Source organism: Pseudohaliea rubra DSM 19751 (genome assembly GCF_000764025.1).
In the GTDB taxonomy this organism is placed as follows: domain Bacteria; phylum Pseudomonadota; class Gammaproteobacteria; order Pseudomonadales; family Halieaceae; genus Pseudohaliea; species Pseudohaliea rubra.
Genome location: NZ_KN234785.1, coordinates 1 through 25,727, shown reverse-complemented (window position 1 = coordinate 25,727; position 25,727 = coordinate 1). Strand labels below are relative to the sequence as shown.

At 65.5% G+C, this 25,727-nt stretch carries 16 protein-coding genes, 1 tRNA gene and 1 pseudogene; 15 read left to right on the top strand and 3 right to left on the bottom strand.

Annotation, left to right across the window (positions count from 1 at the left end):
- The 3 genes and pseudogenes from HRUBRA_RS12510 to HRUBRA_RS12500 all read left to right on the top strand — a co-directional run.
- Positions 1–357, top strand: a pseudogene (locus tag HRUBRA_RS12510) (hypothetical protein); the annotation flags it as partial.
- Positions 358–705: 348 nt separating this feature from the next.
- Positions 706–1,617, top strand: a complete 912-nt coding sequence (locus HRUBRA_RS12505; protein WP_052094843.1) for a sterol desaturase family protein — start codon at positions 706–708, stop codon at positions 1,615–1,617.
- A gap of 112 nt (positions 1,618–1,729) precedes the next feature.
- Positions 1,730–3,076, top strand: a complete 1,347-nt coding sequence (locus HRUBRA_RS12500) for a sensor domain-containing diguanylate cyclase (RefSeq protein WP_052094839.1) — start codon at positions 1,730–1,732, stop codon at positions 3,074–3,076.
- Between the two features lie 69 nt (positions 3,077–3,145).
- Here the strand turns inward: HRUBRA_RS12500 and HRUBRA_RS12495 are convergent, their stop codons facing one another.
- Positions 3,146–3,604 carry a hypothetical protein gene (locus HRUBRA_RS12495; protein ID WP_144244469.1) on the bottom strand — a complete coding sequence of 153 codons (459 nt, stop codon included), beginning with the start codon at positions 3,602–3,604 and terminating at the stop codon, positions 3,146–3,148.
- Between the two features lie 131 nt (positions 3,605–3,735).
- Here HRUBRA_RS12495 and HRUBRA_RS12490 point away from each other — a divergent pair, with 131 nt between their 5' ends.
- From HRUBRA_RS12490 to HRUBRA_RS14780, 4 genes are all read left to right on the top strand, one after another.
- On the top strand, positions 3,736–7,491 hold the full coding sequence (locus HRUBRA_RS12490; protein ID WP_035517650.1) for a CheR family methyltransferase: 3,756 nt from the start codon (positions 3,736–3,738) through the stop codon (positions 7,489–7,491).
- A 90-nt stretch (positions 7,492–7,581) separates the two neighbouring features.
- The gene (locus HRUBRA_RS12485; RefSeq protein ID WP_052094837.1) at positions 7,582–8,109 is read left to right on the top strand and encodes a hypothetical protein; all 528 of its coding nucleotides are present in this window, start codon (positions 7,582–7,584) and stop codon (positions 8,107–8,109) included.
- A gap of 285 nt (positions 8,110–8,394) precedes the next feature.
- A complete protein-coding gene (locus HRUBRA_RS12480) occupies positions 8,395–9,441 on the top strand; it encodes an HD-GYP domain-containing protein (protein WP_035517649.1) in 1,047 nt (348 codons plus the stop codon).
- 2 nt (positions 9,442–9,443) lie between these two features.
- A complete protein-coding gene (locus tag HRUBRA_RS14780; protein WP_052094836.1) occupies positions 9,444–14,858 on the top strand; it encodes a response regulator in 5,415 nt (1,804 codons plus the stop codon).
- Positions 14,859–14,863: 5 nt separating this feature from the next.
- On the opposite strand, the gene HRUBRA_RS12470 is transcribed toward HRUBRA_RS14780, so the two are convergent.
- The gene (locus HRUBRA_RS12470; protein ID WP_052094834.1) at positions 14,864–16,585 is read right to left on the bottom strand and encodes an aminotransferase class V-fold PLP-dependent enzyme; all 1,722 of its coding nucleotides are present in this window, start codon (positions 16,583–16,585) and stop codon (positions 14,864–14,866) included.
- 236 nt (positions 16,586–16,821) lie between these two features.
- On the opposite strand from HRUBRA_RS12470, the gene HRUBRA_RS12465 reads away from it, so the two are divergent.
- The 4 genes from HRUBRA_RS12465 (at position 16,822) to HRUBRA_RS12450 (ending at position 22,546) form a co-directional block, all read left to right on the top strand.
- Positions 16,822–18,708, top strand: a complete 1,887-nt coding sequence (locus HRUBRA_RS12465) for an adenine deaminase (RefSeq protein ID WP_052094833.1) — start codon at positions 16,822–16,824, stop codon at positions 18,706–18,708.
- The gene (locus tag HRUBRA_RS14775) at positions 18,708–19,847 is read left to right on the top strand and encodes a HupE/UreJ family protein (protein WP_052094831.1); all 1,140 of its coding nucleotides are present in this window, start codon (positions 18,708–18,710) and stop codon (positions 19,845–19,847) included. Before HRUBRA_RS12465 ends, HRUBRA_RS14775 begins: the two co-directional genes overlap by 1 nt.
- 110 nt (positions 19,848–19,957) lie before the next feature.
- Positions 19,958–20,416, top strand: coding sequence for an Lrp/AsnC family transcriptional regulator (locus HRUBRA_RS12455; RefSeq protein WP_035517647.1), 459 nt, complete (start codon positions 19,958–19,960; stop codon positions 20,414–20,416).
- Positions 20,417–20,494: 78 nt separating this feature from the next.
- A complete protein-coding gene (locus HRUBRA_RS12450; protein ID WP_035517645.1) occupies positions 20,495–22,546 on the top strand; it encodes an NADPH-dependent 2,4-dienoyl-CoA reductase in 2,052 nt (683 codons plus the stop codon).
- A 17-nt stretch (positions 22,547–22,563) separates the two neighbouring features.
- Here HRUBRA_RS12450 and HRUBRA_RS12445 read toward each other — a convergent pair whose 3' ends face one another.
- A complete protein-coding gene (locus tag HRUBRA_RS12445; protein WP_052094829.1) occupies positions 22,564–23,460 on the bottom strand; it encodes a hypothetical protein in 897 nt (298 codons plus the stop codon).
- An 80-nt stretch (positions 23,461–23,540) separates the two neighbouring features.
- Here HRUBRA_RS12445 and HRUBRA_RS12440 point away from each other — a divergent pair, with 80 nt between their 5' ends.
- The 4 genes from HRUBRA_RS12440 (at position 23,541) to HRUBRA_RS12425 (ending at position 25,662) form a co-directional block, all read left to right on the top strand.
- Positions 23,541–24,209 (top strand): energy-coupling factor ABC transporter permease, encoded by a 669-nt coding sequence (locus HRUBRA_RS12440; protein WP_052094827.1) that lies wholly within the window; start codon positions 23,541–23,543, stop codon positions 24,207–24,209.
- 51 nt (positions 24,210–24,260) lie between these two features.
- Positions 24,261–25,043, top strand: coding sequence for a sulfite exporter TauE/SafE family protein (locus tag HRUBRA_RS12435; protein WP_035517643.1), 783 nt, complete (start codon positions 24,261–24,263; stop codon positions 25,041–25,043).
- Positions 25,044–25,206: 163 nt separating this feature from the next.
- Positions 25,207–25,539, top strand: coding sequence for a hypothetical protein (locus tag HRUBRA_RS12430; RefSeq protein WP_052094826.1), 333 nt, complete (start codon positions 25,207–25,209; stop codon positions 25,537–25,539).
- A 46-nt stretch (positions 25,540–25,585) separates the two neighbouring features.
- Positions 25,586–25,662 (top strand) — tRNA-Arg (locus tag HRUBRA_RS12425).
- Positions 25,663–25,727: the final 65 nt, after the last annotated feature.

The window sequence follows — 25,727 nt, the reverse complement described above, 5'->3', positions numbered from 1 at the left end:
GAGGGAAGCACCTATCGTCGTCCAATAGCTGTCCGGTCATTGGGGTCCACTTCTCTCGTCCTTGAATTTCCGCCGGGACCACTCATGGTGGGCAACGAGCAGGTACGGGATGAGCGTATCGAAAAGCGCGCTAGCGATGCGGGCGTGGTGCGATTACTCAGCCCGACGGACTGCATCAAGGATCGTCTCGCTGGCTACTACCACTGGAAGGATGAACAGAACTTCCATCAGGCGGTGGCTGTTGCAAGGCGTCGGCCGGTGCAGTGGAGTAACCTGCAACGGTGGCATCGTGACGAAGGAGTAGCCGATCAGTTTGCAGCGTTCAAGGCGGCATGGGAGTCATCTGAGCACCTTTAGAGCTCCTGCCGTAGCCTGGCATCATTTCTCTCCGCCATATACCCCCGATTTTACGGCTCGGCGTCTCAGCTGTATGCTCTCGCCCATTAACGGGGGATGGACCCACTATCCTGTGAGTGTGCGCTGTGGCAGCGTTAGCGCGCTAAACTGCGCATGGGACTTCCGGAGCTAGCACGGAATCTACCACGGTAGCCCTGATGATCTCGCGCGTTGGTGCGTTAAGAGCAGCTGCGAGGAAGCTATTGGTGTCGGCAGCGAGACTCTAGGTACAATCGTGACCTCAAGTTGGGTGGGGAGCCAGCATGGCGCTCCTGTACGCCCCATCCTTGTTGAAGGACGATGCTGCCGATGTCCACCCTGCAAGATACCGTTCAGCAAGTGATGAACGACGACCTCACGGTCCTCGCCGTGCCTCTATATCTGGCGGTCGTCGGGCTCGAGGCGCTCTGGGCGCGGCGCCAGGGGCTGTCCTGGTACCGCGCGCGCGACACCTTCGTGTCGCTGAGCATGCTGCTCCTGGCCGGCGTGGTAGAGCTGCTGCCGAAGTTGATCGCCGTGCTGCTCATGGTTCAGCTGCACGAACTCAGCCCGCTGCGCGACGTCGTGGAGCGGCAGTGGTGGGCCTGGCTGTTGCTGTTTTTTCTCGACGACTTCAGCTACTACTGGTTTCATCGCGCCAATCACGAGGTGCGCCTGCTCTGGGCGGGGCATGTTAACCACCATTCCTCGCGCTACCTGAACTTCGGTACGGCCCTGCGCCAGGGCGTGGGGGAACGGGTGCACAAGTTCCTGTTCTGGCTCTGGCTGCCGCTGCTGGGCTTTGATGCGGTGATGATCATCACCATGATCAGTCTCAACCTTTTCTACCAGTTCTGGGTACACACCCAGGCGGTGAAGAAACTGCCGCGCTGGTTCGAGTTTGTGTTCAATACGCCGTCACATCACCGCGTGCACCATGGCTCGAATGTGCGCTACCTGGACTGCAATCACGGTGGCGTGCTGATCCTCTGGGACCGGCTGTTCGGCACCTTCAGCGCCGAGTCGGAGGAGGATCCCGTCGTCTACGGGCTAACCCGCAACATCGATAGCGACAGCGTGCTGACCGTGCTGGGCCACGAATACGCCTCTCTCTGGCGTGATCTGCGGCGCGCCAGTTGCTGGCGCGACCGCTTCTGCTACCTGTTCCTGGCGCCGGGCTGGAGCCACGACGGCGAGGACCGGCGGGCCAGGGTTCTGCGCCGCAGGGTGAACAGCCCCTGACCCACCAGGGTACAGCTGCCGGGGGCATTGCTTTACAATCTCCGGCACCGGGTAACATCAGTGCGCTGGTTCCAGGGCGCCGGTCGTACAACACCCTTTAACGGCAAAAACAATGGATAAGAGACCGGCTGCTGCGGAAGGCACCGTCAGCGAGGCCACCTGGAACCTCCTTGAGCACCTGCCCGTCGGTACCTATGTGACGACCCTGGATGCGGTCGGCAACCCCCGCTTCCTCTACGCCAGCGACCGCTGGCTGGTCATGTGCGGCCTCGAGCGTGAGGCGCTCATGGCGGACCAGTCTCTCGCCCTGAAAGTGATTCATCCCGACGACCGAGGGCGGATGCTGACCGCCAACCTCGAGGCACAGGCACAGCAGCGGCCCTTCCGGTGGGAGGGGCGCCTGCTGATCGACGGCCGGGACAGCTGGGTGCTCATTACCTCGAACCCTCGCCCCCACCCGGAGTATGACGTGCTCTGGGAAGGTGTGATGATCGACATCAGCGGCTACAAGGCGCTGGAAATGGAGTTGCGGGTCAGCGAGAAGAAATTCCGTACCCTTGTCGAGCAGGCCAATGATGTCATCTATACCTTAAACTTCGCTGGCGAGTTCGAGTACCTGTCCCCGAATGTACAGGAGAACCTGGGCTTTCGGCCCGAGGAAGTCAGCGGCCGCTACATCGGCGCTATCGTTCATCCCGACGATCTGGCGCACTGCGAGCGCTTTCTCCAGAATGTTCTCGAGTCTGGCGTCAAGCAGCCGGGGCTGGAGTACCGGGTGCGGCACGCCGACGGCGGCTGGCGCTGGCATGTGACCAACGCCTCGCCGCTTTTCGACGCCGATGGCCGGGTGTCGGGCATGCTCGGCATCGGCCGCGATATCAGCGATCGCAAGGATGCGGAGTCGCGTGTTCATTATCTTGCCAGCCACGATGCGCTCACCGAACTGAGCAATCGGGAGGCCATCCTCGAGGCGCTGGCGAGTGAGCTGCACCGGCCGCGGGGCGACGGCAACGCCGCTGCCGTCGGTGCCATCCTGTTCATCGACCTCGACGGTTTCAAGCCCGTTAACGACCATCACGGTCATGCCGTGGGTGACCGGGTGCTGCAGATTGTTGCCAGGCGCCTCGACAGCACTGTGCGCGAGACAGACAGCGTCGGCCGGCTGGGCGGCGACGAGTTTCTCGTCCTATTGCCGGGCGCCGGCGATGCCGGCACCGCCCTCACCGTCGCAGGCAAGATCCTGGCGCGTTTGCGTGAACCCGTCGCCGTCAACGAGCTGCGGCTGCAGCTTTCCTGCAGCATCGGCATCGCGCTCTTCCCGGGCCAGGGCGACGAGGTGAAGACTCTGGTGCGCAAGGCCGACGACGCCATGTACGTCGCAAAGCGCGGGGGCAGAGACCGGGCTGCTGTCGCGGAGCCGGTGCCCCGGGGCTCCTGCGGTATCGCCGCCCGGCGCTAGCTGCGATTGCTCAGCAGGGTGGCCAGTTGGAGCTGACTGGAGTTCCCCGCGGCGGTGTTCCAGGGCCCTTCAGCCCAGGGCGCGATAGACGCGTATGACCAGTTCTTCGCAGGCCAGCATAGCGATCAGTGCCGCGATGAACGTGCTGGCGCCATGCATGGGGCCGGTAAAGAGGATCGCGTCGTCGAAGGCCAAGTCCAGCACCCAGAGCATGACGAACTTGGAGCTGAAGAGAATCAGCCAGGCGCAGAAATAGCGGCCGAAGCGCCAGGCCATGCCCGGGCGGTGCTCGAACCAGCCGGCTACCCGGAGCTCCAGAATCAGAGTCAGCTGCAGCAGCAACTGCAGCAGCAGGGCCACGGCCAGCGCCACCGTGAAACCATCGACGGTGACCCGGTGCCAATGCTCGGCGAGCAGGTTGAGCACTGCCAGGTCCGTCAAGATGGCAATCAGGTAGCGAACGAAAAGGCGCTGCCGGGTGGTCGGCATTTCGGCCGCCGCAGCGACGATATGATGGTGGGGCTTCATGCGGATAGCGTCCATGTTGGTTAGCGGGCGTTATGGTAAGGGATCAGCGGGCTGCGGTTGGACTTTTTTCGTTGACCTGTCGCTCGCTTTGTAGCCATCATCGTCCTCATTCCGCGTCCCAAGGGCGACTCATGACGGACGACGCGACGCCCGGCGCCCCGCTGGCGGTGGTGGGCATCGGTTGCTCGGCCGGGGGGCTCGACGCCCTGGAGCGTTTCTTCCGATCTCTGCCCGCTGATTCCCCCTTTGCCGTTGTAGTCGTTCAGCATCTGGATCCCAGCCACGAGAGTCTGCTGCCGGAACTGCTGCGGAAAGTCACCGCGATGCCGCTGGCAGCGGCCAGCGAGGGTGGGCAGCTGGCGCTGCAGGCTGGCCACGCCTATATCATCCCCCCGGGTTATGAGATGACCCTCGAGGCAGAAGGACTCTGTCTGCGGGAGCCCGCGGAGCCTCGGGGCCATCGCATGCTTATAGATGTGTTTTTCCGTTCCCTGGCAGCCCGGGCGGGTGTCAACGCGACTGCAGTTATTCTTTCAGGCGGCGGTTCGGATGGTTCCCTCGGTCTGTGCTCGGTCAAGGAACATGGGGGGCTCGTGGTCGCGCAGGAGCCGGGGACGGCCGAACACCCCGCGATGCCGGCTAGTGCCATTGCCACGGGGATGGTCGATATGGTCCTTCCCCCCGAGGAGATCGCGAGCAGCATTCTGGCCTACCATGCGAATCGACAGGCAGAGACCGAGCTTGCTCAAAACCCGGCGGAGAACGTCGCCAGTGACAGGAACCTGGCCCGCATGGCCAGGATCCTGAAAGCCCGGGGCGGCCAGGATTTCCGTCACTACAAGGCTGGTTCTTTCGCCCGGCGGGTGGCGAGGCGCATGGCCATCAACGGCCTTTCCGGCGTGGACGCCTACATCGAGCTGCTGGAGCAGCAGAATGGTGAGGCGGAGGCCCTGGGCCAGGACGTGCTCATCGGGGTGACGCAGTTTTTCCGCGACCGTAAGGTTTTCGATACGTTGGTGCGCGACGTGCTTGCGCCGCATTTTGCCGGTCCTGCCGCCGAGGGCCAGACGCTGCGCATCTGGGTCCCCGGATGTTCCACGGGCGAAGAAGCCTACACCCTTGCCATACTGCTTGAAGAGCTGCGCAAACCCGGCATGGCCCCGGTTCGCTACAAGATTTTTGCTACGGATATCGATGACCGGGCGATTGAAAAGGCCCGGGAAGGTGCCTACGCAGAAAGCATTGTCGAGGATGTGCCGGCCCCCTACCTGCAGCGCTATTTCTTTCATGACCGGGAACGTGCCAGCTATCACGTCAAACGTGCTTTGCGCGACCATATTGTGTTTGCGCCGCACAATATCTTCCAGGATCCCCCGTACTCGCGCCTGGACCTCGTATCCTGCCGTAATGTGCTGATCTACCTGGATACAGAGGTGCAGCAGAGCGCCCTTGAGGCGTTCAGCTACGCGCTGCGATCCGGTGGTTTCCTCCTGCTGGGTTCCGCTGAGCGCCTGGGCCACGCTGAGCGCTGGTTCGAGACCGTGGACGGGCGCTGCCGCCTGTACCGGCGGCAGGATGGAGCGATGCCGGGTCGCCAGTTGCCCGGCCTCGAGCACCGGGTCTCGACCAATGTGCCGGCTGCGGTGACTGCCCTTGCGACGCGGGCCGGACGGAGCAGTGCCCAGGGGCTGGTCGAACAGCGGCTTCTCGATGACGGAACGCGCACCTGCATGGCGGTCGATAGCCAGGGCGACCTGCTCTACGTGCACGGCAGCGCCGGCAAATACCTCGATATCCGTACCGGAAGAGCCAGGAACAACGTGCTGATCAATGCCCGCAAGGGCCTGGAGCTACCCCTGGTGGCAGCTTTCCGGCGCCTGCGCAAGGGAGAAAACCGGGTCAGCCTGCAGGGTCTCAGCATCCAGACCGACGGTGACGTCCGCCATGCGGACCTTTCGCTGGAGCGCGTCGTCATCGACGGATCGGACCAGGAAACGATCCTCGTGATGCTCACGGAAATCCGCGAGCCCTCGGCACTGCCGCCGGCCGGTGTCGAGGACCCGGCGACTATGGATCCGGTTTATGGCGCCACGCTCGAACGGGAACTGCGCGCCACTCGCGAGCACCTGCAGAGCATCATTGAAGAGCTCGAAACCACCAACGAGGAGCTGAAAAGCACGAACGAGGAGTTTCAGTCGGCCAACGAGGAGCTGCAAAGCACAAACGAGGAGCTGAAGACCTCCAAGGAAGAGTTGCAATCGATAAACGAGGAGCTGCTGAGCGTGAATGCCGAGCTGGAGCACAAGCTCCGGCTGCTGATGGAGGCCAATAGTGATATCCAGCACCTGCTGGAGAGCACCCACGCCGGCGTCATCTTTCTCGACGCCAGCCTGTGCCTGCGGCGCTACACCGAGGCGGTGCGGAAAATCGTCGACCTGATTCCCGTCGACGTGGGCCGCCCCATCGGGCATTTTGCAGCCAACATCGCGGGCTTCGACCTCCACGCCTTCGCCACTCAGGTCCTCGAAGCGCGCAGCCCCCAGGAATGCGAAGTACGTCTCAAGGGGGCCACGATGCCCACCCACCTGCTGCGGGGCCAGCCCTACCTCGGCGAAGGTGATGGACAGGGCGGGGTGGTCCTCACTTTTATCGACATCGAGGCGCTGAGCCTTGCCCGCCAGGACCTCGAGGACCGTGTGGTGGCGCGGACCGTCGAGCTTGAAGAGGCCCGCCGGGAGGCCGAGGCGGCCAGCCGCGCCAAGACCGAGTTCCTGTCCAATATGAGCCACGAGCTGAGGACGCCGCTTAACGGCATCATCGGATTCTCGGAGCTGGCGCGGGACCGGGTGAAGGACCCGGAGCTCAAGCAATGGCTGGCCACCGTGGTCCGCTCCGGGCTGCACCTCAACCGGCTGGTGGACGATATCCTGGACATCAGCCGCATTGAGCGCGAGGCAATCACCCTCGCACCGAAAACGGTCAGCCTCGACGGGTTGGTGAAGGCGGTCTGCGAGCTGGTCAGGCCCGACGCCGAGGCGCAGGGCCTGACTTTCCGCCTTGAGCTCCCTCCCGCGCTGGCCTCTGCTACGCTGCTGCTGGATGCGAACCGGGTCAGCCAGATCCTCCTTAACCTGCTGACCAACGCCGTAAAGCATACCCGGGAGGGCACTGTGAGCCTGGCTATCACCTCGCCGGAGCGCACGTCCGGGAGGCTCCGGCTCCGCTTCGTCGTGTCCGATACGGGCATCGGCATTGCGCAGGAGGACCAGGCCCGGATCTTCACCATGTTCGAGCAGACCGACAATTCCCTCACCCGGGAGACCGGCGGCAGTGGCCTTGGGCTGGCGATCGCCCTGCGCCTGGCCGAAGCCATGAATGGCACTTTGTCGCTGCAGAGCGAGCCCGGGGAAGGGTCGGCGTTCACCTTCGAGGCCGCCTTTCCCCTGGTGGCGCCTGCTCCCGCGACAGCCCGGGCGCTGGATGTGCTGGTGGAAGACCTGCGCAGTCAGTGTCGCGGCTGGCGGGCGCTTGTGGTTGATGATGACCCGGCTTCGTTGGAACTTGGCCGGCTTTTCCTTGCCTCCCTTGGCATGGCTGTCGATCTTGCCGCCGACGGCCGGGAATGTCTCGAGTTGGCGGCGAAGACGCACTACGACCTGGTGCTTATGGACTGGCAGATGCCGGTGCTGGACGGCCTCGCGGCCACAGCCCGGCTGCGGGCGATGAACGGCTATGAATCGACGCCGGTACTGGCGGTCACCGCCCGTGCTTTTGAGGAGGACCGTGCCGCGTGCCTTGCCGCCGGTGTGGGTGGCTACCTCGCCAAGCCGCTGGATGCGACCGCGCTTTACCGCGAGCTCTACGACTGCCTGGTGACAGAGGGCTGAGTCTTGGGGGGCGTCCCGGCCTGCTGCATGCGGGTTGTTTACCGCTACAATGCATGGACCTGTCTACCGGCTGAAGGGGGGCTCCGGTTCGTGCGCAAGACCCTCAAGTTTCTTCACACCCTCGGCGCCATCGGCTATGCGGGGGCTGCTGCGGCCCTGCTGGTGCTGCATGCGCAGCTGCCGGCGCCGGAAGACCTGGAGCGCTTCGCTGCGTTGCGCATGGCGATGGGTGCCGTGGCCCAGCTGATCCTGCTGCCGTCCATCGCGGTGGTGCTCGTGAGCGGCCTGCTGGCCATGGCCTTCAATCCTGCCTTCCATAATGCAGGGTGGGTCTGGCTCAAGTTGATCTTCGGGGTGCTGGTCTTCGAGGGGACCCTGGTGTCCGTACAGGCCCCCATGGAGCGCGCTGCGCTGCAGGCCGAGGCGGCCCTCGCCGGCGACGTGCCGGTCGCCGAGCTCCTGGCGCCCTTGGGACCCGAGTGGGGATCGCTATGGGTCGTGTTGTTGCTGGCGGTCTTCAATGTGGTGCTCGGCGTTTGGCGGCCACGAAGTCGTGGTCGCCCGGGGACGGAGCGGGCCGCAGCCGGGGGTGGTCGCTTCGGCGGCCCCACCGCCTGATTGCGCGCGGCGCGCCGGGCTGCCGCAGGGGGTCATGGCCTGGTCCGCCGCCGCGTACTGGGCGGGGCTATAGTCCGGCTCCATGTGGTGGGGCAGGGTATGCACGCTGTAAGCCTCGAAAGGGCCCCGGCCGATTATCAGCATCAACACCAGGGAGAAGCGCCTGTCCAAGGGAAGCGTCTCGCCGTTGTGTTGCCTTGAGCAAGCTCAAGACGATCCCTCGCATGCAGGCTAGTGCGTGGTTATGATAGGAGGGACGTTCATGGCCGTTCAGAGGCGCCACGGGTGACAGAGCAGCGCTACACTATTCTTGTCGTTGACGACACACCGCAGAACATCGACGTTCTTGTGGGTGCGCTGCGCGATGAGTATCACATCAAGGCCGCGACCCGGGGCCAGAAGGCGCTCGAGCTGGCGCGCTCCAGCTCACCGCCGGACATGATCCTCCTCGACATCATGATGCCGGAGATGGACGGCTATGAGGTCTGCCGGCGCCTGAAGGCCGACTACACCACGCGGCACATCCCGGTGATCTTCGCGACCGCGAAGATTGCCGTGGAGGACGAACTGCGCGGGCTTGAGGTGGGCGCTGTGGACTACATCACCAAGCCCATCAGCCCGCCGATCGTGCGTGCCCGCGTGCGGACCCATCTGGCCCTCTACGATCAGAATCGCGAGCTCGAGCGCCGGGTGAAAGAACGCACGGAGCAGCTGACCCGGACGCGCCTCGAGGTTGTCCAGCGCCTGGGCCGGGCCGCGGAATACAAGGACAACGAGACCGGCCTGCACGTTATCCGCATGAGCTACTACGCGCGCATGCTCGGCGAGGCGGTGGGTATGGGTGAGCACGAGCTCGACCTGCTGCTGAACGCAGCGCCCATGCATGACATCGGTAAGATCGGCATTCCCGACCGGGTACTGCAAAAACCCGGCAAGCTGGATGCCGAGGAGTGGGCCATCATGCAGACCCACTGTCAGATCGGCGCCGATATCCTCGGCGACGCCGACAGCTCGGATCTGATGGCGATGGCCCGGGAAATCGCTCTTGGCCACCATGAGAAATGGGACGGCAGCGGCTATCCCCAGGGCCTTGCCGGCGAGGCTATCCCCCGGGTCGCGCGTATCGTGGCTATCGCCGATGTCTTCGATGCGCTGACCAGCGTTCGTCCCTACAAGTCGGCCTGGTCCCTGGATGAGGCGGCGCAGCATCTACGCGACAATGCCGGCAGCCACTTCGACCCGGCGCTCGTGGAGCGTTTCCTCGAGCGACGCGCCGAGCTCGAGGCGATCCAGGCGCGCTACGCCGAGACACAACCCCAGGCGGCGGGTTGAGGGTGCCGAGGCTGGCGCGTTGGCATTACCTGGCAGTGACCGGCCTGCTCGCCGGCCTCCTGATTGCCAGTTTCCTGTTCCAGGGGGCACCGCAGGCCCAGGGAGATCGCAGCGGTCCGGTCCGCCTTGAGCTCACAGAGGCCGAGCGCCAGTGGCTGCGCGAGCATCCGGTGCTGCGTGCCTCCGGCGAGACCGATTGGCCGCCTTTCAACTTCCGCTACGCCGACCGTCAACATGGCTACTCTGTAGATTACCTTGAGCTGCTTGCGAAACGCCTGGGCGTCGAGGTCGAGTACGTCACCGGGCGCAGCTGGTCTCAGTTCATGGAGGACCTGCGCGAGGGACGTGTAGATGTTCTCCTCAACGCCGTGCGCACCGAGGACCGCGCGCGCTGGATGGCATTCACGAACCCCTACGGCGACTTCACGGTGGGTATCGCCAGTCGCGGGCAGGACCCGATCCGCACCAGCGCTGCGCTTGCCGGGCGCACTGTTGCCCATGCCGCCGGCTTCGCCTCCGAGCAGTTCCTGGCCGATTACATTCCCGAGGCCGACGCCGTGCCCGCCGCAGACATCCGGGCCGCCCTTGACCTCGTGGCGGCGGGGAAGGCAGATGCGGCTATCGGGGTCACGCCGTCCATGCGCTACCAGATCGCCGAGCACCTGCTCGATAACGTTGCGGTGACCGGCATTATTCCGGTTCCGGGGGATGACTGGCGCCTGCTGCGCCTGGCGGTGCACAAGGATCAGCAGCAACTCGTGACCATTCTCGAAAAAGCGGTGGCAACGGTCTCAGAGCGCGAGCTGCGCAGCCTCCGTGCTCACTGGCTCGACGATGCGCAGTTTCGTGGCGCAATAGCCGCCGGGGAGGACGAGCCATCCCTTGGTTTCCTTGCGCCGTCGCTGGTTGCCCTAGTGCTGGTGCTGCTGATTGCCCTTCTCTGGCTGTTTTTCAACCGCCTCAGTGCACCGATGCAGGAGCGGCTTGTGTCCGATGCGCGCTTGCGCGCCTGGCTGGTCGCCCTGCTCCTCGCCTTCTTCCTGGTTACCACCTGGCTGGCCTGGCACGCCATGGAGCGCCGGGAGCTGGCCACCCGTAAGCTTTATGGTGAGACGCTGCTCGGCATCAACGCGCTGCTCCTGGAGGATCTGCGCCAGTGGAGTGCCCGCTGGCGGGATGTGGCCCGCCAGCTGGCCGCAGATCCGCGGGTCCGTGCGACTGTTATGGAGGGCGAGCCTGCCGCCATGGAGAAGAGCTGCCGCCTGCTCGGTGCCGTTTGCGCTTTCGCCGGCCGCGACGACCTGCGCGTCGTGCTCGCTGGCGGAGAGACTGTGGCGCAGCTGTCGGTGCCCGAAGCCGTCTGGCAGGGCGATACCCGCTTCGAAGTGCTTCCCCCGCGCCCTGGCGAGCCGCGCCGGTTCGCTGTCTTCGCTCCCGTCAGGGACGGTCCCGATGAGGCGATCTCCGGCGCCGTGATCCTGACTAAATCCCTCGTTGAAGCCGGGCTGCTCCGGGTCTTCGAGGCGGCACGGGTGGGAGGCACCGGGGAAAGTTATGCGATGGACGGCACGGGGCGGCTGGTGTCGGCCACGCGCTTTCCCGGTATGGTGCAGGGCTTCGCAAAGCTGCTGGAAGACGGCGTACTACAAGCGCGGGACCCCGGCGGCTCCCTGCAAGATGGCTACGAGCCCACCGGCAAGCCGTCGCAGTGGCCGCTGACCCGCCTGGCGCAGTCCGCTCTCGCCGGCGATACCGGTGTCGATATCGACGGTTACCGGGACTACCGCGGGGTGACCGTCTTCGGGGCCTGGGCCTGGTTTGAGCCCCTCGGCATCGCTATCGCTACCGAGATCGACGCCGCGGAGGTACTCGACCCGCTGCGGCTGGAGCAGAAGCGCCTGATCGGCCTGCTGTCGGCGATCCTGCTCGTGGTCCTGGCGCTGCTCGCCTTCCTCTTCTGGCTGGGCGGTACCGCGCGATTGTCCCTGCGTCGGCGGCTGCAGCAGCAGGAGCGGGAGCTGCGCACGCTCGGTGCTGCGCTGCGCGCCAGCCCCCTGGCAGTGCTGTCCACGGACCGCGAAGGCACCATCCTCAGCACCAATCCGGCCTTCACGACGATCACCGGCTACACCCCGGAAGAGGCTCTGGGCCAGACGCCCCGGATCCTCAAAAGCCCGCGCACGCCGACGCGGACCCACGATGAGCTCTGGGACTCGCTCCTTGCAGGCAATACCTGGCGGGGCGAGCTGGTCAACCGCTGCAAGGACGGCAGCGAGTACAACGCCCGGATGACCATCACGCCGTTGCTTGATAATCGGGGCCAGCCGGAGACCTTTGTGGGAGTGCAGGAAGACATTACCGAGACGGTCTCTGCGCATAACGCCGAGGCCCGTGCATCGCGGCGCGTGGAACTGCTCCTGGCGAATGCCGGCGAGGGCATCGTGGGTCTCGACCGCCAGGGCCATATCGTGTTTACCAATCACGCCCTGCGCACGATGCTCGGCTACGACGCCGGCGAGCTCGAGGGCGAGTATATGCACGGCAAGCTCCACTACGCGCGAGTCGATGGCAGCCCCATGCCGGAAAGCGAATGTCATATGATGCCGGGGCTCGAGGCCAGACAGGTCGTGGAGGAGGACGTGCTCTGGCGGCGTGACGGCACGCCGCTGTCCATCGCCTACACCGCTTCACCGGTGCAGGACGATCCGGACGGTCTTGCCGTGGTGGTTGTGGTCCGCGATATCACCGCCCGCAAGCGAGCTGAACGGCAGCTGCAGAGCGCCGAGCAGCGCCTGGTCGGCGCGGCCGAGGCCGCCGGCCTCGGGCTCTGGGAGTATCGCCCGGGGCAGGGGGTGCGGGACGTCAGCGTCAACGAGCAGCTGCCGCGTCTCCTCGGCTATGCACCGGAGCAGCTGAGGGCCGGTTCCGGCCCCTGGGCGCCACTCCGTGAGGGGCACAAAACGATGGAGGAGCTGCTCAACCCGGAAGATGTGCCTTCGGTCGGTGAGCATCTGATGAACATGCTGCGCGCGCGGGGCGAGTATACGAGTCGCGTGGAGTTCCGCATGCGTTGCGCCGACGGCCGCTGGCGCTGGTTCGCCGCGGTAGGCCAGGTGCTCGAGCGCGATGCGGAGGGCCGAGCGCTGCGCGTAGCCGGGGTGCAGATCGACATCGAGCGCGACAAGGAGCTGGCGCACCGTCTCGAGGAGGCGAAGCTGGCGGCCGAGGCAGCCTCCCGCGCCAAGGCAGATTTCCTCGCCAACATGTCCCATGAGATCCGCACGCCGATGAACGCCATTATCGGTATGACCCAGCTGGCGCTGAATACGGAACTCAACGAACGCCAGCGGGGTTACGTAGGCAAGAGCTATGAGGCCGCGCAGAGCCTGCTGACGATCATCAACGATATCCTCGACTTTTCGCGCATCGAGGCCGGCCGCCTTGAAATGGAATCGAGCGAGTTCGATCTCGACGAGGTGTTCGGGGGGCTCGGCAGCCTTGTCGGCCTGTCCGCTGAGGAGAAAGGTCAGGAGCTGGTGTTCTACCGCGCGCCCAATGTGCCGCGTTGGCTTGTGGGCGATGCCGGGCGCTTGCGACAGGTGCTGGTGAACCTGGGCAGCAATGCGGTCAAGTTCACGGGTGACGGCGGGGAGGTCGTGGTCATGGTGCAGCTTGCTGCGGCCAGTGATGATATCGCTGAGCTCCATTTTTCCGTCCGCGACACGGGTATCGGCATGAGCGAGGAGCAGCAGCAGAAGCTGTTCCAGGCCTTTACCCAGGCAGACACAACAATCACCCGCCGCTATGGCGGCACCGGCCTGGGGCTCGCCATCAGCAAGAACCTTGTGGGCCTTATGGGCGGCCGTATCTGGTGCGAGAGCGAGCCGGGGATCGGCAGTACCTTCCACTTTACGGCGCAGTTCATCATCGCCGGGGAAGACGGTGCCGCTCTGCCCGGTGCAGAGGTGGACAGCCCGCGAGTGCTCCTCGTGGAGGACAGTGCCACCACCCGGATGCTGGTAGCGAGCATGCTCAGCAACCTCGATTGCGAGGTAGACAGCGTAGACAGCGGCGAGGCTGCCCTCATCCGCCTCGCAGCGGCCGACAGGCCGTACGATGTCGTGGTCATGGACTGGAAGATGCCGGGCATGGATGGTATCGCCACGGTGCGTGCCATGCTCGACGACGATCGCTTCGCCGATGTGCCGGCGGTGGTGATGGCCACGGCCTATGCGGCAAACGATGCCCGCAGCGCCGCCGGCGACCTGCCCATCGAGATTTTCCTGCAGAAGCCGGTGACGCCCTCGTCGCTTTTCGACGCCATCGTCACCTCGCTGGGTGCGCACGTGGTGAGCGCGGGCGGCGCGCGTCCTCGCAACCCCGGCAGCAGCGGCATCACCGGCGCGCGAATTCTTCTCGTCGAGGACAACGACATCAACCGCGAGGTTGCCCAGGAATTCCTTGCAGGGGAGGGCGTGGAGGTGCTGACCGCCGTCAACGGTGAGGAAGCGCTGGCAGTCCTGGAGCAGGAAGCCGTCGACGGCGTACTCATGGATTGCCAGATGCCGATAATGGATGGCTATGAGGCCACCCGCAAGCTTCGTGAGCAGCCGGCCTTTGCGGAACTGCCGGTGATCGCCATGACTGCAGAAGTGATGACCGGGGACCGGGAACGCGCTTTCGCGGCGGGCATGAATGAACACGTGGGCAAGCCCATCGATTTTGATGAACTGAGCGCCGTCCTGCGGCGCTGGATCGTACCGGCCAGTGGGCGTGCGGCGCCACGCCGTCCCGTTCCCTCGATGGTGCCTGAGCTGCCACTCCTGCCGGGTATTGACCGCGATGCGGCCCTCGCCAATGCCGGAGGCAGTGGTGAGTTGGTTCTGCGGCTCCTGGATCGGTTCCGCAAGGACTATCGGGACTACGAAGGAAGCTTTCGCGAGGCCCTGCGCGTGGAGGATGGGGCGGCCGCCGAACGCTCGGCACATACCTTGAAGAGTGTGGCCGGTACCCTGGGCGCCGGCGACCTGGAGACCGCGGCTGGCGACCTTGAACGCACCCTGAAGGAGAATGGCGACCAGGGCTCTGTGGACGAAGCTCTGGCCTCGACGCTGGCGGCGCTTGCCGTGGTGCTAGAGAGCCTGGAGGCCTTGCACGAGGCCGGTCCAGCGGAACGCGATGCCTCGGATCAGGCGGCACCGGACAGCGAAGCGCTCGCCAACGGGCTGGCCGAGCTCGACCGCCTGCTTGCCGATAACGATACCGGGGCCCTCGAGCTGTTCGCGCACCTGCGCGATGCGCTGGAGGCCCGCTATGGCGAGAGGCCGATCAGGCGACTCGCCGTGGCCGTCGACGGTTATGAGTTTGGGCAGGCCCGGACACGCCTCGCCGCCCTGGAGCCTGGCGACGCGGCCTGAGTCCGTCAGGCCGCGCCCGCGGCCGCTGCAGTATCCGATGCTTCCTCCTCCAAGGCTGCTACCACCTCTGCAGCCAGCGTGAACCAGCGGTCCGCGTCGGCGGCCGGGGGCAGTGTTGCCTCCGCGCTCGTGGCCCGGCAGTGCGCCATACTGGCGCCGCCTTCAAGAATACGCTCCGCCTCCTCGAGCAGGGCACCGTAATTCACGGTCGGGGCGCGCGCCGGAGTTTCCGGCGCCGCGAGGAAATCCACCGCGGCCAGGGATGCGGGCAGCGGCGGAGTTCCGTCGCGGTGCTTCCACAGGCCGGCGCGTGCATCGAGCCGGTAGCTCGGCAGCAGGCGCCAGCCGTGCCGCGCTACCAGCCGCAGGGCGTCCAGAAGATAGGCGACCTCGGCGTCGTCGATGAAGTAATTGACGTTGAGCCGTACCCAGCCCGGCCGCAGGGCACCGAGGCCGGCGTTTACCTGTGCTTCCAGCGCCGCAGAGCGGTCCTCGTCGAGGCCGAGAAGCGTATGCCCGTAGGGGCCTGCGCAGGAGCAGCCGCCCCGGGCCTGGATGCCGAACAGGTCGTTGAGCAGGGCCACCACGAAGCCGTAGTGGAGCTCGGACGCGCCGTGGCGGAAGCGCAGGGAGAAGATGGCCAGGCGCTCAGCGCCGGTGCCGCCGAGGATCTCGATGTCAGGCTCCGCTTCCAGAGTGTCGAGTACCCGGCGCACACGCGCCTGTTCGATGGCTTCAATGGTGTCCGTGCCCACGGCCTGCTGCAGCCGGAACACCAGCCCCGCCCGGATTGCTTCGATAATCGCCGGGGTGCCGCCTTCCTCGCGCCGCTCCGGGTCGTCGAGGTAGCGGTGCGTCTGTGGATTGACGAAGGACACGGTGCCGCCCCCCACCACCGCGGGTACGCTGTTGCCGAGGAGCTGGCGCTTCACGGCGAGCACACCCGGGGTGCCGGGGCCGCCGACAAATTTGTGCGGCGAAAGAAACACAGCGTCGATGGGCGCGTCTGGAGCGTTCAGGTCGATACCCACATAGGGCCCGGCGGCAGCGTAGTCCCAGAAGGCCAGCGCGCCGGCGGCCTTCAGCTGCCGGGTGATGGCGGGCACATCGCTGCGGATGCCGGTCACGTTCGAGGCCGCGGAGAAGCTGCCAATGCGCAGGGGGCGATCGCGATAGCGCGCCAGCGCTTCACCGAGGGCTGTCTGGTCGATGCCACCGGTCTCGTTGAGGGTGATGGGCACCACATCGGCGATGGACTCGCGCCAGGGCAGTTCATTGGAGTGGTGCTCGTAGGGGCCGACAAACACCACGGGCCGCTCGGCCTCGGGGATCTGTGCCGACAAGGCATAGCGCCGGTCGAGATCCCGCGGCAGGCGCAGACCAAGTATGGCGATGAGCCGGTTGATGGCCGCGGTGGCGCCGGATCCGCAGAAAATGATCTTGTCGTCCTCGCCACCGCCCAGCGCGGCGTGGATCACTGCCCGGGCCTCCTCGCGCAGGGCGGTGGTCTGGGCGCCGGTGAAGGATGTTTCCGTGTGCGTGTTCGCATACCAGGGCAACACCTGTTCGCGCAGCGTGTCCTCGACCAGATCCAGGGCGCGGCCGGAGGCCGTGTAGTCCGCGTAGATCAGGGGACGCTGGCCAAAAGGCGTGGCGATGGGCCGTCCCTGGCCGATCACGCCCGTGCGGATGCGTTCGATCAAGGCATTGTTTGCTGTGCTGGACATGGATGAGGACTCTTGCAGCTGACCAGGCATCATTATGGGGCGCTGTTCGAAGGACATTGTTCCTATTTGCAGGCTGCTTTCGGGTATGTGCGCAATAATGTTGCGTAGTTAGGCGTCTTATTAAAACAATTCTCCATAAAAACCCGATGTTTTGCATGGTTTGATCCTGCGGGCCGGCTCAGCCCCGCGGGTACGGGGTTTGCAGGGGCTATTCATCGTCGTTTCTGGAGCCTGCCATGTCCCGCCCCCTGCTGACCTTCGCCGCCTGCCTGCTCGCGGCCCTGCCGCGGACGCTACCGGCAGCGAGCCTCGATGTGTCCGCCGATATTGCCGCCCGCCAGCATGCCATGCAGGTGGCCCTGGCGCGGGAGCCCGCAGACCTGCTGGTGCGCAACGTCACGGTGCTGAATGTTTTCACCGCCGAGTGGCGGTCGCGGCAGGACGTTGTTATCGCCGGGGAGCGCATCGCCTGGGTTGGCGATAGCGGAGGCTGGGGCGGGGAGGCTGCGGCAGTGCACGACGGCAAGGGGCTGCACGTAGTCCCCGGTTTCGGCGAGTCGCACAAGCACATTGAGTCCAGCTATCTCACCCCCGAGTTCGAGGCGGCGCTGGTGGTCCCGCGCGGTAACACCTTCACGGTTGAGGGCTCGCACGAGCTGTCCAATGTCGTCGGGCCCCACAATGTCACCTTCTGGCTGGCATCAGAGGCCGCCGGCAGTCCCCTGAAGATCTTCCCGGCTATCGGTTCGGCGACGCCGCCGACGGTCTACGAGCGCGGCGGCGGGTATTATGGCCACGGCGAGATGGTGGATTTCATGCAGCGAGACCTGCGCGTCGTCGGGCTTGGCGAGGTGATGGACTGGCCTGCGCTAAGCAACCCCGGGGCGCCGGGCGGCGAGCGCCTCTGGGGGATGATCCGGGCGACCTGGGAGCATCGCGGTACGGTCGAGGGTCATGGCAGCGGGCTTATCGATAGCAACAGCATTAATGCGTTTGCCGCCGCCGGGCTGTCCTCGGACCATGAAGTGCGCCTGCCGCAGGAAGGGCTGGAAAAGCTGCGGGCCGGCATTTTCCTCGAGGTGCGCGTGGACACGGCCGTCGATCTCTTTCCCTTCCTGCTCGCGCAGGGCATCAGCGACTGGTCGAACGTGTCGGTGACCACCGACGACCGCGACGTCGCTGCGACGCTGCAGCTCGGCGCCATGGACTACAATATCCGTACCGCCATCAAGGCCGGCATCGAGCCGCGGCATGCCTATCTCATGGGCAGCTACAATGTGGCGCGCCACTTCAAGATCGATCATCTCGTCGGCGCCATCGCGCCCGGGCGCTACGCTGATCTTGTCTTCCTTGAAGACCCGACGACGGTGGCCATCAGCCACGTGATCGCCAATGGCCGCCTGGCCGGACGGGGCGGCGAGTACCTTCTGCCGGTACCCGAGCTTACCTATCCGGCGTGGGCGACCAATACGATCAACGTTGGCCGCCCGCTGCGCGCCGACGATTTCGTGCTCGCAGCCCCGGCGGGGCGCAAGGACGTGCAGGCGGCGGTCCTGGAGCCGTTCTTCTTCGGTGAAGACTTTCCTGTAGAAACACTGCCGGTGGTCGATGGCGTGGTGCCGGCAGCGCCTGCGCGCGGCATCAGCAAGGTTGCCATGGTAGATCGTTACCACGGTGATGCCGCCGTGTCGAAGATGTTCTGGCGCGGCGTTGGTCCGCTGACTGAGGCTTCGGCGCTGGCCAGCTCCCAGTCCCATGACCTGCACAACATCTGGGTGCTCGGCAACAGCGATGATGCCATGGCGCTGGCGGCAAACACTGTTGCGGAGCTCGGTGGTGGCTGGGCTCTGGTCCGGGAGGGGAAGGTGATTGCTTCCGTACGCCTCGAGGTGGCCGGCCTCATGACCCAGCGCTCCGTGGCAGAGGTTGCTGCCGAGATGGAGGCGCTGCACCTGGCCGCCGATACCATGGCCTGGATCAATGATACGGGGCTGCCGGAGCGGATGCGTTTCGCCTTCCTGACCGCGTCCCCCTGGCGCTGGCAGCTGGTAGCGCCCTACGCCGAAAATCCCGGCGGCTTCGTTAATGTCACCGATGGCGCTACCCATCCGGTGCTCTGGTAGTGGCGCGGCCCCTGCTGCTTTCCGGGGGGTTCCTGCTGATTGTTTTCTGTGCGTTCGCGGTACCGGCCCGGGCGCACCTGCTCAACATGACCGAGGTGCGGGTTGAGGTCGATGGCGCCAGCCGGGTGCGAGTGCTGCTCGAGCTGGATCTGACCCGGGAGTTCGGTTCCAGCGCCGCCTATTTCCGCTTTTCGCAAAGGCCCCCCGGGGAACTCCTCGAGGCCCCCCTGAGCGAGCGCTGGGCGCGCCTGGCGTCGGCCATCGAGGTGCGTCAGCCCGGCGCGGAGGACGCGCCGCCCGTGTCTCTGCAGGTGGCCGCGGTGCGCGCGCCCGTGGATTTCGAGGCCGGCGACTTCGAGAGCCCCTTTGTCTGGCCGCGGACCGAGGTAGAGCTCACCGGCACCGTCGATCGCCGCTTCCCGGTGCAGCTAGTCTTCAGCAACCGCTTTCGCTTTGAAGAACCGATCGCCACCCGCATGGTGGATACGGCCACGGACCTGCGCCGGAGCCGCTGGCTGGTTGCCAACCAGGGCAGCCCCCGCCTGCCCCTGGCGCCGGTCGCCGGCGAGGAATCCACGGTGGCGACGCCCTGGGCGGAGCTGTGGAGCTACGGCCGCGCCGGCTTCATGCATATTCTGCCCCTTGGCCTGGATCATCTGGTCTTTGTGCTCCTCCTGTTCCTCGCCGCCCATTCCCTGCGCGATCTGGTGCTACAGGTGTCCGTGTTTACCGTGGCCCACAGTGTCACCCTGGCGCTCGCAAGTTACCGGGTGGTGGAGGTGCCCGCGGCGCTGGTCGAGCCGCTTATTGCGCTTTCCATCGCCTGGGTTGCAGTGGAAAACCTGCGCAGACCCCGCCCCGGGGCCGCGCGCCTCGCTGTTGTCTTCGCCTTTGGCCTGCTGCACGGTCTTGGCTTTGCCAGTGCCCTTGCGGACCTCGCCCTGCCGCAGAGCCATACTCTGCTGGTGTTGCTTGCCTTCAACGGCGGTGTCGAGGTTGGGCAGCTTACCTTTCTCGCAGGGCTCGCGGTGCTGCTGGGGTGGTATCGGCAGGCCCGGGCCTACCGGCGCCGCGTGGTGGTGCCTCTCTCGGCGCTGTCGGCGCTGCTGGCAGGTTTCTGGCTCGTGCAGCGTCTGTAGCTTTTTGTTGCTCTGTAGAGAAACAAAAGTTCGGTGTTCAGGTGATTTATTGAACAAAATTTGACTTGTGCTAGGCTTTAGGTCCTCAGCTGTTTATAGTGAAGCGTTTAATGGCCATCGACCTTGACCGCGTGGACCGCCAGCTATTACGCCTGCTGCAGGCCGATGCGGCTCTCTCCCTGGCGGACCTCGCCGAGGCCGTCAACCTCTCGCGTTCAGCCTGCTGGCGCCGCCTGCAGAAGCTGGAGGCCGCGGAAGTTATCCGCGGCCGGGTCACGCTCCTCAATCCGGCGGCGGTTGGGCTGCCGCTCACGGTATTCATCTCCATTCGCACCAATCAGCACAATCAAGGCTGGGCGGAACGCTTCCGGGAGGTTGTGTCCCGGGTCGAGGGTGTTCAAGAGGTTTATCGCATGGGCGGCGATGTCGATTACCTGGTGAAGGCCGTGGTCGCCGACATGCCGGACTACGACCGGCTCTACCAGCAGCTCATCGAAGCAGACCTCTCGGATGTGAGCGCGGGTTTTGTGATGGAGGAGCTCAAGCACAGCACCGTGCTGCCCCTCTGAGGGCGGTTCCGGCGCTCGCCGCAATGGTGTAGCTTACGGCGCATCGCCGCCGTGCCGCGGCCGCAGCAAGGACAGATCATGGCTCCGCATCCCCATCCGCACTTCCCCCACTTGTTTGCGCCCCTCGATCTTGGCTTTACACAGCTAAAGAACCGTATCCTCATGGGTTCCATGCACACCGGTCTCGAAGAGCTGGGCCCCGAGGGCTTCGAGCGCATGGCGGCTTACTATGCCGAACGCGCCCGGGGCGGCGTGGGCATGATCATCACCGGCGGTACCGCCCCCAACCGGGCCAGTGAGTTGGCGGCGACGCCCCACGGTCCCTTCGACAGTGAGGCACAGGTGCCCTGGCACCGGCAGGTGACGGATGCTGTTCATGGTGCAGCCCCGGCCTGTCATATCTGCCTGCAGATTCTCCACGCCGGGCCGCTGGCGCGCAGCGAGGATCCGCTGGCCCCCTCGGCGATCGCCTCGCCGATCAATCCGCGCGTGCCCCGGGAGATGACTGAGGAGGACATTGAGGAAACGCTGGCGGCCTTTGCCCGCTGCGCCACCCTGGCAAAGGCCGCGGGCTATGACGGCGTCGAGATTATCGGCTCGGCCGGCTATCTTCTCTCGACCTTCCTGCTCGAGAAGACCAACCAGCGCCAGGACCGCTGGGGCGGCAGCTACGAGAACCGCATGCGCTTTCCCCTGGCAGTGGTAAAGCGCGTGCGCGAGGCGGTCGGCGAGGATTTCATCGTCATCTACCGCATCGCCGCCATGGAAATGATGGAGGACGGTAGCAGCTGGGAGGAGGTGGTGCAGCTCGGCAGGGCCGTGGAGGGCGCCGGTGCGACGATCATGAGCACCCATTTCGTATGGCACCAGGCACAGGTGCCGACGATTTCCACCCGGGTGCCGCGGGCGGCCTTTGCCAGCGTGACCGGGCGCCTGCGCCAGGAGCTGTCGATCCCGCTGATTACCAGTAACCGGATTAACATGCCCGAGGTGGCCGAGCGCGTGCTCGCCGACGGGCTCGCGGACATCACCTCCATGGGCCGGCCGATGCTCGCGGACCCGGCGTTCGCCCGCAAGGCCGATGAGGGGAGGGTGGACGAGATCAATACCTGCATCGCCTGCAATCAGGCCTGTCTGGATCACGCCTTTCGCGGGAAGATCGTGTCCTGCCTCGTTAACCCCCGGGCCTGCCACGAGACTGAGCTCAACTACACGCCGGCGGCGACGCCCCGACGCATCGCCGTGGTCGGCGCCGGGCCCGCGGGCCTGGCCTGTGCGGTGACTGCCGCGCAGCGCGGCCATGCGGTCACCCTGTTCGAAGCCAGCGGTGAGATCGGTGGCCACTTCAACCTGGCCCTGCGCATTCCCGGCAAGGAGGAGTTCGCGGAGACCATCCGTTACTACGGGCGCATGATTGAACGCTACGGGGTAGACCTGCGGCTCCACACGCCGGTAGTGCCGGAACAGCTGCAAGAGGGCTGGGACGAGGTGGTGGTGGCGACCGGCGTGCGCGCGCGGACACCGGCGATTCCTGGAATCGATCACCCCATGGTTATGGGCTACCGGGAGGCGATCATGGGCTCCCGCGAGCCCGGCCGCGCCGTCGCCATTATCGGCGCCGGTGGCATTGGGTTCGACGTGGCCGAGCTCGTGTCCCACGCCGGCCCCTCGGCGGCGCTGGACATCGATGTGTTTGCCCGGGAGTGGGGGATCGACTTCGCGGGCCATCCGCGGGGCGGCGTGGCTGGCGTGGTGCCGCAGGTGCAGCGGGCCGACCGGGAGGTCTTTCTTCTGCAGCGCAAGCCCACGAAGGTGGGCCGGGGCCTGGCGCCGACCACGGGCTGGACGCACAAGATAGCGCTCAAGCGCCGCGGCGTACACATGCTGGCGGGCTGCGAGTACCTGGGCATCGACGATGCCGGCCTGACCATCCGCCGCGACGACCAGGTACAGCTGCTGCCGGTGGATACGATCATCCTCTGTGCGGGCCAGGAATCCACCCGCGAACTCTACGATGCGCTCTCGGAAGCCCGCGAGGGGGTGCACCTCATCGGCGGTGCGGAGCTCGCCATGGAGATCGACGCCAAGCGCGCCATTGACCAGGGCTGCCGCCTGGCGGCAGCTTTCTGAAGGGCGGGCGGCGGCCCTCAGTCGCCGAAGAGCTTGCCGAAGACCTTGTCCACGGCCTTGTCGACGGCACTGTCGGTCTCGCGGTCGACCTTGTCGTCGACTTTCTGCTCGGTGCGGTCCGCCTGTCGATCGGCCTTGCCGCCGAAGGCATCCATCATCCCGGAGAACAGGCCGCCGGACTTGCCGTCGTTCGCTGCTTCCTCGCCGGAAGACTGGCCCATGGCACCCATCATGGCGCCGAGCCCCTGCATATCCATGGGCTCGGCCGGGAGCTCGAAGCGCGCTGTGGCGATGCTGTCGCCAGAGAGGCTGGTGACCGTCATGTCCTCGCCGACCCGGAGAACGCCAAGGTTCATGGCTTCCAGCTGCTTCTGCACGTCCTTGTCATCCTCGGGGAGCTGGTAATCGTCGAAGGCCTCCATGGCGGCGCGGCCCATCATGAACAGGGCGTCGCGGAACTCGATAGCACGCTTGTCATCGGACATCACCACTTCCTGGGTGCGCTCCTCGCCGTCCTCGTTCGTGGTGAGCAGGTAGACCTCGCCCTTGATGCCGGCGACGGTCTCCGAGCGCCCGGTTTTCTCGAGGGAGACGAACTCCGCCGTGGTAGCCGGCGGCGCGGCCTGTTGCAGCATGCCGGAGAAACCCTTCATCATGCTGCTGGCGTTGATCACCATCGCTTCGCCGTCGTCGAAGCTCACCACGTAGAGGGTGTTGTCGCGAACGAGCATGTAGGAGGCGTCTTCGGCGCCGCCGACACGCAACAGCTCGCCGCCGCGGTATTCAAACGTCATGGTATCGCCGTCGCCGCTGGCGATGGTCGCCGTCCCTGCCGCTGCTGGCAGGCCGCCGAGCAGTAACAGGGCGAACGCTGCGGGCAGGGCGCGCGCGGCAGGGGATCTGAACAGGGACATGGGAGGCTCCTTGACGGGCGGATATTCCAGTGACGTCAGTGTAGCCCCTCTCTGGCTTGCTTCAAGGGGGCTCCCACGCCGTGTTCCTTGACCCTTCGCTCCTGAACGGCACCGCCCTCGCCGTCGCCTGGCTTCTGCTGGCGGCGGGGCTCCTGGCAGCAGGGTTTTATACACCGTGGCGGATCCTGCGGCTGTCGCCGGCGCGGGTACACCTCGTCGCCGGCGGCGCCGTGGCCTGCCTGCTGCTCTGGCTCCTTAATATCCGCATAGTGGACGGCCTGGTGCTACACCTCCTTGGCATGACAACCCTCACCCTGGTGGTCGGCTGGAGCCTTGCGCTCCTGGCAGGCACCGCAGCCCTGGCGGCCTTTCTCCTAGCGGCGGACCTGGCCCCCGGTGGCTTCCCGGTCGCCTGGCTGTTTACTGTGGCTCTCCCGGCAACGGGCAGCTGGCTGCTGGCCCGGGCACTTTACCGGCCGCGCTTGCGCAACCCCTTTTTTTATATTCTGGGCGCCGGTTTTGCCGGCGGCGCCCTGGTCGTGCTGGTGGATGCCCTTGTGGCCCTGGCACTGTTAAGCGCGCTCGGTCTCGATCACTGGGTCGACACGGCGCTGGGAGTCTGGCCGCTCATTTTTCTGCTCATGTTCTCCGAGGGTTTCATCAATGGCATGTGCATCGCGGCCCTGGCCATCTTCCACCCTGATGCGGTGAAAACCTTCGACGACCGCTTTTACCTCGACGACGCTTGAGGTACCGTAGCGCCGCGCCGACGGCGCCTTTCCCCTGCCCTGGAGACCCCCGTGGCCGACCTTGCCGCCTGGCAGTATGCCGCCATTGCCGTGCTCTTCGTCTGGAGCGGTTTTGTCCGCTCCGGCCTCGGCTTCGGGGGCGCCGTCTTGACGTTGCCCTTCCTGCTCATGGTGGACAATGCGCCACTGGTATTCCTCCCGCTCATCGCCGTGCACCTGCTGTTCTTTTCTTCCCTCACCATCGCCCTTGCCCACTGGCGGAGCCGGCGGGCGCCGGCGGGCACGCCGTCGACAGGCACGGTGAACTGGACCTTTTTGCGCTACGCGCTGCCGCTCATGTTCATTCCCAAACTCATCGGCGTAGCCGGGGTCATCACCCTGCCGGCTAATATCGTCAGTGGCTTCATTTTTGTTCTCGTGTCGGTCTATGCGATGAGCTACATCCTCGATCGGCCCTTCCAGACCCGCGGTGGGCGCTTCGACCCATGGCTCCTAATGCTCGGCGGTTACGTGAGCGGTACCTCGCTCATCGCCGCGCCCCTCGTGGTGCCTGTGGCGGCAAGCCGCATGCCCAAGGAGCAGGTACGCGACACGCTGTTCGTGCTCTGGTTTGTGCTGGTGGCCGTCAAGCTCATTGCCTTCGTGATCGGCGGTGTCGACCTGCAATGGGTGCACCACCTTTGGCTGCTGCCCTGCGCCACGGTCGGGCACCTGCTGGGCCTGAAGTTTCATGCCTATACGCTTCGCGCGGAGACCCGGGTTTTCTTCCGGGTACTGGGCATCGGCCTGCTGTCGGTGAGTCTCGCCGGCCTCCTGCGCCTCGCTGTGGCTTGAACCGGGCCCGCGCCTGTGGTCTCGTAGGGCTCCAGGCGTGCGCGGAGCGCGCCCCGAGTCTGAGGTAATCATCTCCATGTACATGCTCCCCAAATCGCTGCTGTCTGCTCTCGCCCTATCCTTGGGCGCATCGCTTGCAGTGGGCCAGAGTCAGGATAACGCCATGCTTGAGAGCGACTGGCTCGACCTCGTACGGGGCCACCGCGGCGAGAAGCTTGGTCTCGAGGTGCACGACTCCCGCGTTGATCCCGAGACAGGTAAGCGCCATCTGGTCATCGCCGTGCCCAAGATCAGCGTCGGTGACCGGCAGGCCATGGAGGAGGTGCTGGTGGTGGGCCGCCGCCCGGAGCGTCCGGAGCTGCTACCGGATCTGGAGTACGAGTGGGTGGAGGACTATGACAACGATTTCTATGGCCTGCTGGTGCGCTTCACGGAAAATCAGGAGACGCCGCTGCGGCTCTACTTCTCCTCCGAGGCGGGTTTCCTGCAGCCCTGAGAACCCTTGACTTGCCGCAGCCGCATCCCTATAGTTGCGGCCCTTCGCGCCCGTAGCTCAGCTGGATAGAGTACCTGGCTACGAACCAGGCGGTCGGAGGTTCGAATCCTCCCGGGCGCGCCATCAGATCCCGGGTCTGTACCGGAGACATCCTTTACAGATCAACCCGGAGACATCGTTTACAGTTC

Bases quoted from the DNA above. Each gene is read 5' to 3' on its own strand.
- HRUBRA_RS12505 (WP_052094843.1), top strand. From the start codon at position 706: ATGTCCACCCTGCAAGATACCGTTCAGCAAGTGATGAACGACGACCTC.
- HRUBRA_RS12500 (WP_052094839.1), top strand. From the start codon at position 1,730: ATGGATAAGAGACCGGCTGCTGCGGAAGGCACCGTCAGCGAGGCCACC.
- HRUBRA_RS12495 (WP_144244469.1), bottom strand. From the start codon at position 3,604: ATGAAGCCCCACCATCATATCGTCGCTGCGGCGGCCGAAATGCCGACC.
- HRUBRA_RS12490 (WP_035517650.1), top strand. From the start codon at position 3,736: ATGACGGACGACGCGACGCCCGGCGCCCCGCTGGCGGTGGTGGGCATC.
- HRUBRA_RS12470 (WP_052094834.1), bottom strand. From the start codon at position 16,585: ATGTCCAGCACAGCAAACAATGCCTTGATCGAACGCATCCGCACGGGC.
- HRUBRA_RS12465 (WP_052094833.1), top strand. From the start codon at position 16,822: ATGTCCCGCCCCCTGCTGACCTTCGCCGCCTGCCTGCTCGCGGCCCTG.
- HRUBRA_RS12455 (WP_035517647.1), top strand. From the start codon at position 19,958: ATGGCCATCGACCTTGACCGCGTGGACCGCCAGCTATTACGCCTGCTG.
- HRUBRA_RS12450 (WP_035517645.1), top strand. From the start codon at position 20,495: ATGGCTCCGCATCCCCATCCGCACTTCCCCCACTTGTTTGCGCCCCTC.
- HRUBRA_RS12445 (WP_052094829.1), bottom strand. From the start codon at position 23,460: ATGTCCCTGTTCAGATCCCCTGCCGCGCGCGCCCTGCCCGCAGCGTTC.
- HRUBRA_RS12430 (WP_052094826.1), top strand. From the start codon at position 25,207: ATGCTTGAGAGCGACTGGCTCGACCTCGTACGGGGCCACCGCGGCGAG.